General features: G+C 69.3%; 12 protein-coding genes. 2 read left to right on the top strand and 10 right to left on the bottom strand.

What is annotated here, in order from left to right; all coding sequences use genetic code 11:
* Positions 1 to 266 precede the first annotated feature (266 nt).
* The 3 genes from H5T77_RS04050 to H5T77_RS04040 all read right to left on the bottom strand — a co-directional run bounded on the left by H5T77_RS04050 (position 267) and on the right by H5T77_RS04040 (position 2144).
* Positions 267 to 983, bottom strand: a complete 717-nt coding sequence (locus tag H5T77_RS04050) for a MerR family transcriptional regulator (RefSeq protein WP_292645378.1) — start codon at positions 981 to 983, stop codon at positions 267 to 269.
* 19 nt (positions 984 to 1002) lie between these two features.
* A complete protein-coding gene (locus H5T77_RS04045; protein WP_292645375.1) occupies positions 1003 to 1599 on the bottom strand; it encodes a hypothetical protein in 597 nt (198 codons plus the stop codon).
* Positions 1600 to 1709: 110 nt separating this feature from the next.
* Complete coding sequence (locus H5T77_RS04040; RefSeq protein WP_292645373.1) at positions 1710 to 2144, bottom strand: YkvA family protein; 435 nt, start codon at positions 2142 to 2144, stop codon at positions 1710 to 1712.
* A 138-nt stretch (positions 2145 to 2282) separates the two neighbouring features.
* On the opposite strand from H5T77_RS04040, the gene H5T77_RS04035 reads away from it, so the two are divergent.
* Positions 2283 to 2933 carry a dihydrofolate reductase family protein gene (locus H5T77_RS04035; RefSeq protein ID WP_292645370.1) on the top strand — a complete coding sequence of 217 codons (651 nt, stop codon included), beginning with the start codon at positions 2283 to 2285 and terminating at the stop codon, positions 2931 to 2933.
* Here the strand turns inward: H5T77_RS04035 and H5T77_RS04030 are convergent.
* The 6 genes from H5T77_RS04030 to H5T77_RS04005 form a co-directional block, all read right to left on the bottom strand.
* The gene (locus H5T77_RS04030) at positions 2874 to 3488 is read right to left on the bottom strand and encodes a P-loop NTPase family protein (protein WP_292645367.1); all 615 of its coding nucleotides are present in this window, start codon (positions 3486 to 3488) and stop codon (positions 2874 to 2876) included. The genes H5T77_RS04035 and H5T77_RS04030 overlap by 60 nt on opposite strands.
* A 146-nt stretch (positions 3489 to 3634) precedes the next feature.
* Complete coding sequence (locus tag H5T77_RS04025) at positions 3635 to 4876, bottom strand: HNH endonuclease signature motif containing protein (protein WP_292645364.1); 1242 nt, start codon at positions 4874 to 4876, stop codon at positions 3635 to 3637.
* Positions 4877 to 5396: 520 nt separating this feature from the next.
* Positions 5397 to 6602, bottom strand: coding sequence for a hypothetical protein (locus H5T77_RS04020; RefSeq protein WP_292645361.1), 1206 nt, complete (start codon positions 6600 to 6602; stop codon positions 5397 to 5399).
* Between the two features lie 12 nt (positions 6603 to 6614).
* Positions 6615 to 7730 carry a hypothetical protein gene (locus H5T77_RS04015; protein ID WP_292645358.1) on the bottom strand — a complete coding sequence of 372 codons (1116 nt, stop codon included), beginning with the start codon at positions 7728 to 7730 and terminating at the stop codon, positions 6615 to 6617.
* Positions 7730 to 8839: a hypothetical protein gene (locus H5T77_RS04010; RefSeq protein ID WP_292645355.1), complete on the bottom strand. Its 1110-nt coding sequence runs from the start codon at positions 8837 to 8839 to the stop codon at positions 7730 to 7732. Before H5T77_RS04010 ends, H5T77_RS04015 begins: the two co-directional genes overlap by 1 nt.
* 104 nt (positions 8840 to 8943) lie before the next feature.
* Positions 8944 to 9879, bottom strand: a complete 936-nt coding sequence (locus H5T77_RS04005) for a hydroxymethylglutaryl-CoA lyase (RefSeq protein ID WP_292645353.1) — start codon at positions 9877 to 9879, stop codon at positions 8944 to 8946.
* A gap of 144 nt (positions 9880 to 10023) precedes the next feature.
* On the opposite strand from H5T77_RS04005, the gene H5T77_RS04000 reads away from it, so the two are divergent.
* Positions 10024 to 10509, top strand: a complete 486-nt coding sequence (locus H5T77_RS04000) for an RICIN domain-containing protein (protein ID WP_292645350.1) — start codon at positions 10024 to 10026, stop codon at positions 10507 to 10509.
* A 4-nt stretch (positions 10510 to 10513) separates the two neighbouring features.
* Here H5T77_RS04000 and H5T77_RS03995 read toward each other — a convergent pair whose 3' ends face one another.
* The gene (locus H5T77_RS03995) at positions 10514 to 12400 is read right to left on the bottom strand and encodes an acetyl/propionyl/methylcrotonyl-CoA carboxylase subunit alpha (RefSeq protein ID WP_292645347.1); all 1887 of its coding nucleotides are present in this window, start codon (positions 12398 to 12400) and stop codon (positions 10514 to 10516) included.
* Positions 12401 to 12405: the final 5 nt, after the last annotated feature.

Raw genomic sequence — 12405 nt, 5'->3', positions numbered from 1 at the left:
CTCCTGTCCTGGAGCGTCGCCTCGACCACATCGGCCGTCACGCCCTCGACCCGCGCGTGGAAGGCGAGCAGCGCCGAGCCGGGTGGGCTGTCCTGCACGCCACATCGGGCGGCGTCAGCAGGTCCGCTTCGCCGAGCCGGACATCGAGATGGTGCGAGGCCAGCCGGAAAGCCACCACGCTGTTCCGATCGATACGTTCGACCACCGGTCCAGCGTACGACTCGGGCTCTCCCTGCGAAGGTGCCGCGATATCCAGGCGAGCAGTCTCACTCCTGACGCGGCATGAGCGCATCGAGGCGTTGCAGCACTCTCTGCTGCGCGGGGTTGTAGAGGTCGACGAGAGCGTGAGCGAGGACGAGGCCGGCCGTGGACCGGCCGAGCGGCGAACGGTCCAGCGCATCGGCCAGCTCGGGGGCATGCTCCCGTTGCCGTCGGGTGGTCTCGACCAACCTCTCGGCGAGGTCCTCGACGGTCGCGTCGTCTGCTTCGGCAGCGAGACGGTCGAACTCGACGTCGGCGTCCTCCTGATGCAGGAGCGCCTGCCGGAATGCCGCGAGCGTCCGGGCGTCGAAGACCTGCGCGTAGATCGCCAGCAGGGCCTGCTGCGTCGAGGAGAGCTGCGAGGCGAACGAGGCGAAGCCGGCCGGAGTCTCCAGAGGTGCGCCGTGCGAGACGAGCTGCGCCAAGTCCTCGCGTACGCGTTGGAAGTGTTCGATGCGCGCCTCCAGCTCGGCATCGAGCGCTCGGATGTTCTCTGTCGCGTTCGGGTCACCGGGACCCAGAGCGGCGATCCGTTTCACCGGGACGCCGAGCTCCCGCAGACGCCGGATCCGCAGGAGCTGGACCAGATGGGCCACCTCGTAGCGTTTGTAGCCGTTCGCCGCACGCTCGGGATGCGGGAGGAGCCCGACCCGGTGGTAGTAGCGCACCGAGTTCTCCGTCGTCCCCGCGATCCGCGCCAGCTCCCGAGTGCTCCACGCCATGCGCCGCATCATGCCAGTGTCATGAGTTGATGAGCAGCGGCAGGAGGTAGCGGAGCGAGTACGCCTCGTAGACCGCCCCGACGACGAACAGCGCCAGAGCCGGGACCCACATCCTCCCGAAGAGTCGCAGCCCCCGGACCCACGCGCGCCGCCGCGTGGTCACGCCGACGCTCGCCGGGCGGACCCACGCCAGGCCCAGGACGTACGCCCCGAGCAGCAGCAGCACGTACGCCTGGAGCTCGATGACCATCGTGAGCGAGTGCGGGATCAGCGTCATCGTGGTGTTGTGGTCGACGGGAGCCAGGACGATTCCGGTGGTGAATGCCCAGTAGGCGAAGACGGGGATCCCGGCGAAGGGCACGACCATCGAGGGGAGCGTGACGAAGCCGAGGGCCACCTTCCCGAGGTTCACCCCCAGGATCACCAGCGCGAACAGCCACGGCCGGGCCAGCAGCGAGACGACGAGCCCGGTCTGACCGGACTCGTCCATCGAGCCGGTGAGCATCGCGTTGAGCTCGGGACGTAGGGCGCCGAGGATCATCCCGGCCACAAGCAGGCCGTAGGCCATGAGGTTGAGGTACGCGTAGGCCCGTCCGTGCTGTCGGATGAGCGTCAACGGGCCACTGAATGTTCTGGTGGCGAGTGTCCTGGTGACGGTTTTGGTAGCCATACGGACATCCCAAACCCTGTTCTTGGAACGGAGTCAAGGACGACGTCGTCCGCGGGCTAGTCCCGATCGAGCCCTGCGACCAGCACGAGCGCGGCGAAGCCGTCCTCGGTGCCTGGCCAGTGGGCTCGAACCGCGTCGATCCCGGCTCGACGGACGACGCCGCGCAGGACGGCGGCGACGATGATCGCGTCATCGGCGTAGCCCAGCACCGGGATGAAGTCGGGCACCAGGTCGATCGGCAGGGCGAGATAGACCATCAGCAGCCAGAGCCGGAGCCGTACGCCGCGAGGCATCGACCTGTCGGCCGCGAGCCGACGCAGCAGCCGCACCACATCGGGCAGGATCCGCAGTGCCTCGCGCAGCAGCTCGCCGCGCGGACGGACGACGAGCAAGGCGACGACGAGACCGATCCAGGTGAGCAGCAGGGCGGCCGCGACACCGATCGCAAGGTCCCACCAGAACGAGCCGGTCATCGTCACCCTCCGAGCCATACCGCGCTCCGACGGCGCGACACCTCGTGATTCCATCACGGCGGCCCGGAGAAAGGCGTCGTCGTCTCCGTCCGCGAGCAGTACGCTCGACCCGGCGACGAGCTGACCTCGGCGCCGTCATGGTCCACGGAGGAACCCATGCCACTCACCAGAGTCCACAATCTTTCGATCTCCCTCGACGGCTTCGCGACCGGCGAGCCCCAGTCGGCCGAGGCGCCCTTCGGCCACGCCGGCGAGCGCCTGCACGAATGGATGTTCGCCACCCGCTTCTGGGATGCCGCCGGCTCCGCGGGCGTCGACGACGCTCTCGCGCAGCGGCACAGCCAAGGCATCGGCGCCGAGATCATGGGCGCGAACAAGTTCGGACCGCCGGGCTGGCAGGACGACCCCGAGTGGAAGGGCTGGTGGGGTCCCAACCCGCCGTTCCACTCGCCGACCTTCGTCCTCACCCGTCGACCGCGTCCGTCGCTGGAGATGGAGATGGAGGGTGGCACCACCTTCCACTTCCTCGACGCTCCCCCGGCCGAGGCACTGGCCGCCGCCTTCGAGGCGGCCGATGGCCAGGACGTACGCATCGGGGGCGGCGCAACGGTGGTGCGCGACTTCGTCGCCGCCGGCTTGGTCGACCTGATGCATCTCGTCCAGGTCCCGATAGTCCTCGGCCGCGGCGTACGCCTCTGGGACGGCCTGGAGGGCACGGAGAACGACTACGACATCGAGTCGGTCTCCTCACCCAGCGGCGTCACCCACCTGACCTTCACCCGGAAGCCTGCCGCCGTGCAGCCCTGACCGTCCCACCTCTTCGAGGAACCGCTCGACGTCCCGCCTCGAGCGAAGCCGGACGAACCGGAGATGGCGATAGCGCGGATCGACCATCGCCGCCTCGTACCTCTCGATCTGCGGAGCGTACGAGTCCCATGCCCAGCGGATCACCGAGTCGCTCGAGCTCCAGAGCCGAAGGCCGCCCCAGCCCTCGCGGTTGCCGTTCCAGAGCTCCTCACGCCTCGCGGCCCGCCGCAGCGTACGCAGGGTGACCTGCACCATCACGCGCCACCGCGGCGGATTGATCCAGACGACGAGTTCCGCCGACTCCCACACCAAGGTGCCGACCTTGCTCTGGTAGTTCCCGTCGATGACCCAAGCGTCAGCGCGAGTCGCCTCGCGGACCCTGTCCACGAACACGTCCGGCTCTTCCTCCACCCACCCCGGACGCCAATGAATCGCGTCGAGCTCGACGTACGGCACGCCAAGGATGTCCGCCAGCCTCCTGGCGACCGTCGACTTGCCCGACCCCGAGGATCCGACCGCCGACACCCGCCGGATCGAGCCGGCCACCGCAACCATTCGGCGATCGTAGTGCGAGGAAGCAGGTCAGCGCCGCCTCAGTGGACAGTGGCCACGGCGGGCAAGCGCGAGCATGGCGCCTTCACCGCCTTCGCCTGTCGACGGCGGCATTGGATCCCCGAGGGCCCGGGTCCGATCCGGTAGGCCTATCTGCGTCTGGTGAAGCGGATGTCACCGTTGGGCAGGCGCTCGTGAAGATACGCCGGGTCATGGGCACGGTGGTGATGGTGACTGCAGAGCAGGGCTGCGTTGTCGAGATCGGTGGGCCCGCCTTGTGCCCAGGCGATCCAGTGGTGGGCTTCGGCCCAGGTGCCGGGGATGTCGCAGCCTTCGGCCTCACACGTCGCTGACCTGAGTAGCAGGGCTCGGCGTTGGGCTGCGGTGAAGAAGCGTTGGATACGGCCGAGGTCGAGGACCTCGGAGGCACCTCCGAGTACGGCGGGGATGATGCCGGCGGTGCACGCGAGGCGTCTGGCTTCAGCCGCGGTGATCGGGGAGCCGCCGAGGATCTGGCCGATGCCGGCATCGGTGCGGAGCTGGTCGAGGTCGATGGTCACGATCACTGTGGTCGCATCCCCGCCGTGGATCGGAAGCCGGCCCGGGTCGAGGGTCTCGAGCATCTGGCAGAACGCACGCCCGAGCCGTCGGTCGTAGGGCAGGTACTCACCGGTCTCGGTGCGGGTCCCGTCATCACGCCGGGGCGAGGCGAACGCCTCCAGGTTGGTCGCCAACCGGTCCGCGGCAGCGTCCGGGATGACCGCGGAGATCCGCGTGGTCCCGTCGCCGATACGGCGCATCGTAAGCCGGGTCTTCTTCCTAGCGTGGGCCTCCTCAGCCGCGAGCCGCTTGGCTTCCTCGGCCTCGGCGATCTCCGGGGCGATGAGGTCCAGGATCCGGCGCCCGAGGCGGCGCAGCCGCGTGGGGTCGAACTGGGTCGCGTAGGCGACCAGGGCCTCTTCGGCCTTCACACGGATCTCGGGGTCGAGATCGGCAGGCAGGTCGTCGAGAGCGGCGACGATCACCTGTGCCTGGACAAGGTTGCAGTCCCCGGCACGCATCGCCGCAGCAACCCGGCCATAGGTCCGGTCCAAAGCGTGCGCGAGCCGGAGGTCGTCGCGCAGGGCCTCGGGGCGCTGGTGGGTGTGGTGATGCAGCCACGCGGCCACATCACGAGCCGCGCTCTCCGCAGCCACATCGTCGGCAGCGGCCATCACGCGTAGTTCGAGCTCCGCCAGCTGGGCCTTCGCCCGGGCGATCTCGAGGAGCGCGGCGGCCTTCTGATCGGTAGCCATGAACGTGGGGTTCGCGTCCGTGACCTCATCGAGGGTGTCGGTGATCGTGACGACGGCCTTCAGCACGGGATGCTGGGGCTGTTGCAGCGTGCTCATCGCGATGGTCACCTCCCGACGTACGAACTCAAAGGATCCGCACCCACGCAGATCCACCCTTTGGTTCGCTGGTCCCGGAGGCCCGTCAAGTACGGGCTATTACTTACCCTCGCAGCTCAGCGCTCACGCCCCTGGATCCCCTGGAATACCCCACGCCCGTTGTCTGCCGGGCTGAGAGGCACGCCTCTGTCGAGGTGGTCGGCCTTCACGTTCACGCCTACCCCCACCATAACATATTATGTGACCAAAGGCACGCGAGAGCTCAAAAGGAAAGGGATCGAAAACCCAATCAGGAACAGGTATCCCAAACCCAACCCGAACCGCTGCTGGAAGCCCGCAAGACACCCAAATGGCACACAACCCGGACACCCTGCTTCTAAATCTCCCAACCCAAACCCGGTATTGGCCCCACCCGTGCTGGAACCAGACACGAGACCAACGGACACACATCCACCCGACCCATACGCAGGCGGCCAGCGGACCGCGAGGCCCTTCTAGACGGACAACCAGACCGAGATCATCAGCCGGCAGGGCGCCGAACCAGCCGGTAGAGCCTCAGCACCGCCCGGCCCCACCAGCGCCGCTCGAGCCCCTCACGGGCACGCTGCTTCGGCACCAGCGTCCGGGTGTGGTCGAGCTCGGCGCGGAGCTCGGCGACCTCGTCCTCCAGCCGGGCCTCTGACTTGCGCAGCCTGATGGCCTCATGGAGCAGCGCGTCGATGGTGGCGACACCGGCATCGAGCACCTCGCGCGAGGAGATCGTGTCCGGGTCGATGAACGGCTTGCCTGCGAGGTCGGCGGGGACCAGCAGCTCGTCCAGTCCGCCGACCACGTCGTAGCCACGTCCCGTCAGCGCATCGACCCAGCTCTGGGACAGCGCCTCGACCCAGGGCAGGGTCGAGGGGGAGAGCGCCAGGCGTGCGGAGTCGCGGCGCTTGGCCAACGTGCGGTGGGCCAGGAACTCGCGTACGAACGGCCGGTAGTCGGCCGGCTCGATGACCGGCACGACCGCCAGGTTGATCTCGCGCAGCAGGGCTGCCTCGGGCACCCCGAGGGAGGGGTTGCCGCGGTCGATCCCCTCGAAGTCGATGGTCAGGTCGTCGAGACCGAAGGCAGCCGAGAACCGCTCCCACAGCAGCGAGGAGGACGCGCCCGGCGGCGGGACGGTGATCAGGTGGACGCGCTCGGGCGCGACACCCTGGGTCCATCGGTCGAGGATGTCGGGCAGCTCCTGGACACCCCAGAACCAGGACCCGATCCGCCCCTCGCGGTCTGGGTCGCGGATCTCCTCGAGGAACTCGGAGTAGGTCACCACGGAGCGGTGCTTGACGTTCTCCTGCCACTCGGCCGGGATCTGCCGGGCCAGGTCGCGCGCGGAGAGCATGATGTGGATCTCGGAGTCACCCAGCGAGTCCAGCGCGTGCTTGGCCTGCTGCCAGGAGGCGCTCGCCAGGATCTCGTGGGAGATGATCACGGTGCCGTTCTCGACGGCGCGCACCTTCTCGGCGAGCGCGTCCCAGGCGCCGGTCGCCTCCTCCTCGATGCCGCCCCAGGGCAGGTCCATCAGGTCGAGGGCCGCCAGGAAATGGGCATCGAAGCGGTCGGCGAAGTAGTGGACTCCCTGCTCAGCGAGGGATTCACGGTTGTGGAAGAGAACATCCTGAAGATAGGACGTGCCCGTCTTCGGGGTGCCGACGTGAAGCAGCACGCGCCGCCCAGTCTCCAACGTTCTACTCCTCTAAGGACGCCCCGCCAGCAATGACAACGCGAGCGCCAGCGCCCGGCGCTCGTCGGGACCCTGCGTCGCTGTCCCGGAGGGGAGCAGCCGGTCAGGGTCTCCGTGGAGAGCGTATCCGGCTTGCACCAGCGCATCACGTTGGGCCCGCGCCTGTGTTTCGACCCAATCAAAACTTTCTGCCGGAACGCCGACCTCCCGCGCTCCCGGGAGGAGCGGCTCGAGCTTCTCCAACCGCGGTCGCAGCTGGTCGATGAGCAGCTTCCGCTGGGCCTCGAGATCGGTTCGTACGCAGAGGACCTGCCCGATCACCCGAGCGACCTCGTTCGCCTCGGCCGAGATCGCCCAAGGGCCCGGAACGCTGTCGACGCCGAGGAGGCCGGGCAGCAGCGCAGGGTCGGTGACGATCTCGACGCGGTCCTTCCCGACCCGATCGGCCCACCAGCGGGCGATCCGGGGCAGGTCGGCACGAGGACCGAACCAGCCTCGCCACTGGGCGTCGCGGATCCAGATGCTCCAGGGGTTGACCCGGTTGGTGAAGGTGCGGAACTTCCACGCCCCGGCGGCGATCTCGTCCAGCGGGCCACCGAGGACGTAGACGGTGTAGCCGTCGCCGTCGGGCAGCCTGCCCTGCCGCTCCAGCTCCTCGCGGATGGGCAGCGTGAGCCACGGCGACCCGACCAGACGGTAGGGGAGCTGTTGCCGGTCGCCCGCTGTCTTCCCGGGCCGACGCGACCACCACGGCTGGCGCCGCGCCGGGACCTCCTCCTCGGTCTCGAGCAGGTCCTCGGCGAGCAGCACGCTCGCCGCCCGCAGCAGCTCCCGCGACGACAGCGTCGCCGGATCGACCGGCGGCGGACCGTACGTCCTGGTCTCGGTGTCCCCGAGCAGAGGGAGGTCTCGGCGGCCACGGCCGGGAGGGCTCGTACGCAGCAGGGCCTCGACCCGCGAGGGCTCCAACGGGCCCGTCTCGTTGAGCCGCCGCAGCAGCTCGAGCACCTCGGCGCCCGGAAGGTGAGCGGCCATGAAGGGTGCGGCGGGCTCGGACCAGGATGCCCACGGCGTCGTGCCGCCCTCGCGCAGGTGCGCGGCCCATCCCCAACCGCGGGACGCAGGCATCAGGTGTGTCGCCCCTTGACCCGCCGCATCACACCGGCAGCGCGGGACGCGACCGAACGCGGGGGCGGGGTGGTGCGGGCAGCCTCGACGACGACCGCGACCAGGGCGTCGATCGCCGCGTCGGCGACATCCTTGGTGCGCGGCGTGTCCGGGTCGACCCACGCGGCATCGGGCTCGGGTCGCTGCGGGCGGAGGTCTTCGAGGTCGCCGGAGATGTCGACCTTGGCCAGCTCGGCCCACTCGATCCAGGACTCGGCGACCTGGTCGGCCCAGTCGAGGGCGGACGGCGGGATGGTGACCCGCTCGCGACCCTCGCGGTGGGCGAGGGTGCGCTTGGCGATCACCTCGGTGACCATGTGGCGGTAGTCCTCGCGCGGCAGCTCCTGCGACTCGAGCCGTGCGTTGAGCCGGCGCAGCAGCGTCGCCTCCGCACGGCCGAGCGACTGGTTGTGCCGGTCGCTGTCGATCGGGGTCCAGGACTCCTCGATCCCGACGACCTCGCAGAACCGGCGCCAGAGCACCTCGCTCGGCGCCCCGTCGGGCGGCACGGTCACCAGGTGCACGCGCTCCGGCGGCAGGTTGCGACCCCATCGGCTGAGGACGTCGGGCAGGCCGTGCGTACGCCAGAACCAGGCGGCCGAGCGCGACTGCTTCGCCATCTGCATACGCTCGAGGTAGCGCGCGAAGGTGACCTTGCGCTCGCGCTGCACCTGGTCCTGCCACTCCGCCGCCAGCACCCGCCCGATGTCGCGGGCGGTGTAGACGATGTGCACCTCGGTGCGTCCGCCCTCACCGAGGTCGGTCATCGCCTTCTCGACCCGGTCGGGCCTCGCCCCTGCGAAGAGGTGATGGCTGATCAGGATCGTCTCGCACTCGCTGCGGCGCACGCGCCTGACCAGCGTGTCCCACTCGCCGTGAACGGTCTTCCGCATCCCGCCCCACGGACGGTCGATCAGATCGAGCGCCGGCCGGAAGAAGTCGGGCTGACCGCCGACCGGGTAGAAGACGCCATGCTTCTCCAGGGACACCCGGTTGTGGAACAACCTGTCCTGGAGGTACGTCGTGCCCGTCTTCGGAGCGCCGACGTGGAGAAAGACTTTGCGCGCCATGATCCCGCTATTCTGCACCAAGTTAGTAGAGATTGTCGCGGCGGTCCGTCGATTGTCACCCGGCCGTCACTCTTGGGGGCAGTCTAGGGGTTGTTCCGACCTACTCACGGCAGAGCACGTACGACAGCCGACGGGCTCGGCCTGCCGAGGTGCTCAGCGAGCCAACGGCTCGTGTCGACGACCTTGCCGAGATCGACGCCGTGCTCGATCCCGAGTCCGTCCAGCATCCAGAGCAGGTCCTCGGTGGCGAGGTTGCCGGTCGCGCTCTTGGCGTAGGGGCAACCGCCCAGGCCGCCCGCGCTGGCGTCGTAGGTGGTCACGCCGGACTGCAGCCCGGCGAGGGTGTTGGCCAGCGCCTGACCGTACGTGTCGTGGAAGTGCAGCGCGAGGCGGTCGGTCGTGACACCGGCGTCTCCGAACGCCTGGATCAGGGCCTTCACGTGACCGGCGGTCGCGACGCCGATCGTGTCCCCGAGGCTGAGCTCGTCGGCACCGAGATCGAAGAGCCGCTTGCCCGCCTCGACCACCTTCGCGACCCCGACCTCACCCTCCCAGGGGTCGCCGAAGCACATCGACAGGTAGCCGCGGACGGTCATGCCTGCGGCCTTCGCGCGGCTCATCGTCGGCTCGAACATCGCCCACTGACCATCGAAGGTCTGGTTGAGGTTCTTGTTGGCGAACGTCTCGGTCGAGCTGCCGAAGATCGCGATGTGACGAAGCTCCAGCTCGAGGGCACGGTCGAGCCCCTTCTCGTTGGGCACGAGCACCGGGAGCTCCCGCGCCCGGTCCCCCAGCCTGTCGACCAGCTCGGTCATCAGCTCCTTGGCGTCGGCCAGCTGCGGCACCCACTTCGGGTGCACGAAGCTCGTCGCCTCCACCGGACTCAGCCCCGCATCGAGCAGCCGGGTGATCAGGTCTGCCTTGACGCCGGTGTCGATCGCCGTCTTCTCGTTCTGGAGGCCGTCACGCGCACCGACCTCGTAGATCGTCACCTGTGCAGGGAGGCCGTCCTGGCGTACGACGGTCGGAAGGGTGCTCATTCGGTCAACCTAACGCGCGGATGTGGATGGGGAGCCCGTCGAAACTGACAGACAAGAGACAGAGATGTGAGAGCGCCGTACGGGATCGTCGATCACGGTCCCCGCTCCATCCGGACCGGGGCGAGAGCGAAGGAAGGTCCTCAGATGTCGAATCTCACCATGGTGCGGTCGCACGGGCTGCGTCGTTCGGCGGCCGTGCTTCTTGCCGCGGTCATCGCTACGGTCGGGCTGGTCGCCGGCCTCACCACACCCGCCTCGGCGGCAACCCAGACCTACCGCAACCAGGCCACGGGGCTGTGCCTCGAGGACACCACGACCGAGCCGCGCACCGCGGCCTGTGCCGGCGTCACCACACAGCAGTGGATCGTGAAAGCCTGGAACGATGGCACCCGCCGCTTCCAGAACGCCAGGACCGGCGAGTGCTTGCACGCCCAGCTGGGCACCGGCACCGGCGTCATCTTCCTCCGCAGCCTCCCCTGCAACGACAGCCAGCAGCAGAGCTGGTGGATCAAGCGCTGGGCCGACGGGACCATCCGGTTCCAGAACCAGGCCTACGGCTGGTGCATCGAGGACCCGTACGTCGGGGGCCTGGCCGAGTGCAACAGCAGTCAGAACCAGAGCTGGTACTGACGGATCACTCCGCATCGGGCGATACCACGAACAGCTCCGCACCGAGCGGCACCTGCGAGCCGGCACCGACACCGACCACGGTCACGGTGCCGGCGAACGGGGCCCTGAGGGAGACCTCCATCTTCATCGCCTCCATGACACCGAGGACCTGGCCCTCCTCGACCTGGTCGCTGACCTGGACGCGGACGTCGATGACGGTGCCGGGCATCTTGGCCGCGACGGCCCCGTCGCTGTGGTGGGCGGCGGCGCCGGCGACGCGGTCGGGCGGGGAGAGGTCGAAGCGCTGGCCCTGGTGGACGATCTCGGCGACCCGGCCACCGGTGGTCGAGCTTGTCGAGACCACGGCCGCCCAGTGGCGTACGCCGTCGACGACTGCCACGAGGACGTGGTCGGCCGCGCTGATCTGGCGGACCACGTGACTGACGCCATCGCTGGCGACGCGGCCGGAGAGGCGGTCGACGGTGACGCTACGGTCGAGGTCGACGATGGTCGGCGCCGGGGAACCGGCCAGGCGCCAGCCGTCGGCGCGGAACGGCGTCGTGGTGTCCGAGACCGCCGAGAGCATCGCGCTGATCCAGGCGACGAGCGTGCGCGGCACGTCGGCGTCGGGGGCGGGCACGTCGTTGCGGTCGAGCCAGGCGGTGTCGATCTCCGCGTCACGGAACGCGTCGGAGGCTGCCAGGACACGTAGGAAGCCGGTGTTGGTGGTCAGCCCGAGGACGGCGGTCGTGTCGAGCGCCTTGACCATCGCCGCCCGGGCCTCCTCGCGGTCGGCGCCGTGAACGATGATCTTGGCGAGCATCGGGTCGTACGCGGTCGAGACGACCTGCTCGCTCTCCAGGGCGTGCTCGACGCGCGCACCGGACGGCCAACGGACGATCGAGGTGCGGCCGGCCTGCGGCAGGAAGCCCTCGAAGGCGTCTTCGGCGTAGACACGGACCTCGATGGCGTGGCCGTCGACGCGTAAGTCGTCCTGGGTGACGCCGAGCGGCTCACCGGCCGCGACGCGCAGCTGGAGGGCCACGAGGTCGACGCCGGTGATCTCCTCCGTGACCGGGTGCTCGACCTGGAGACGCGTGTTCATCTCCAGGAAGTAGGCCTCGCCGGTGGCGTCGTCGAGCAGGAACTCGACGGTCCCGGCACCGGTGTAGCCGACCTGCTTCGCGAGCGCGACGGCGCTGGTCAGGACCAGGTCTCGCTGCTCGTCGGTGAGCGTCGGGGCGGGCGCCTCCTCGATCACCTTCTGGTGGCGGCGCTGGACGGAGCAGTCGCGCTCGAAGAGGTGGATGACGTCGCCGTGGGTGTCGCCGAAGACCTGCACCTCGATGTGGCGGCCACGCTCGACGTACTTCTCGATCAGGAGGGTCTCGTCGCCGAACGCGCTCAGCGCCTCGCGGGCGGCAGCCGCGCGGGCCTCGTCGAGCTCCTCGGGCGCGCGGACGATGCGCATGCCCTTGCCGCCGCCACCGGCCGCGGCCTTGACCAGCAGCGGGTAGGGGCTGTCCTCGCCCCGCGGAACCACAGGTACGCCGGCGGCGACCGCGATCTCCCGGGCCGCGTCCTTGCGACCCATCTGCTCGATCACCTCGGGCGTCGGACCGACCCAGGTCAGCCCGGCCTTCGCCACCGCCCGGGCGAACTCGGCCCGCTCGGAGAGGAAGCCGTAGCCCGGGTGGATCGCCGCGGCACCTGCCTCGACGGCGGCGCTCACCACCGCGTCGGCGTCGAGGTAGGACGCGACCTCGACGGCCTCGTCGGCGTCGCGTACGTGGGGGGCGTCCGCGTCGAGCGCGGTGTAGATCGCGATCGTCCGGATCCCCAGCTCACGACAGGTTCGGAAGACCCGGCGCGCGATCTCGCCACGGTTGGCGACCAGAACACTCTCGAACATCGCTG

The organism is Nocardioides sp., assembly GCF_014360585.1.
GTDB lineage: Bacteria > Actinomycetota > Actinomycetes > Propionibacteriales > Nocardioidaceae > Nocardioides.
The sequence above is the reverse complement of the archived record's forward strand: the minus strand, read 5'-3'. Positions and strand labels throughout refer to the sequence as shown.

Coding starts and splice junctions, on each gene's coding strand:
- H5T77_RS04025 (WP_292645364.1), bottom strand. CDS start 4,876: ATGAGCACGCTGCAACAGCCCCAGCATCCCGTGCTGAAGGCCGTCGTC.
- H5T77_RS04015 (WP_292645358.1), bottom strand. CDS start 7,730: ATGCCTGCGTCCCGCGGTTGGGGATGGGCCGCGCACCTGCGCGAGGGC.
- H5T77_RS04050 (WP_292645378.1), bottom strand. CDS start 983: ATGGCGTGGAGCACTCGGGAGCTGGCGCGGATCGCGGGGACGACGGAG.
- H5T77_RS04010 (WP_292645355.1), bottom strand. CDS start 8,839: ATGGCGCGCAAAGTCTTTCTCCACGTCGGCGCTCCGAAGACGGGCACG.
- H5T77_RS04040 (WP_292645373.1), bottom strand. CDS start 2,144: ATGGCTCGGAGGGTGACGATGACCGGCTCGTTCTGGTGGGACCTTGCG.
- H5T77_RS04035 (WP_292645370.1), top strand. CDS start 2,283: ATGCCACTCACCAGAGTCCACAATCTTTCGATCTCCCTCGACGGCTTC.
- H5T77_RS04005 (WP_292645353.1), bottom strand. CDS start 9,879: ATGAGCACCCTTCCGACCGTCGTACGCCAGGACGGCCTCCCTGCACAG.
- H5T77_RS03995 (WP_292645347.1), bottom strand. CDS start 12,400: ATGTTCGAGAGTGTTCTGGTCGCCAACCGTGGCGAGATCGCGCGCCGG.
- H5T77_RS04030 (WP_292645367.1), bottom strand. CDS start 3,488: ATGGTTGCGGTGGCCGGCTCGATCCGGCGGGTGTCGGCGGTCGGATCC.
- H5T77_RS04000 (WP_292645350.1), top strand. CDS start 10,024: ATGTCGAATCTCACCATGGTGCGGTCGCACGGGCTGCGTCGTTCGGCG.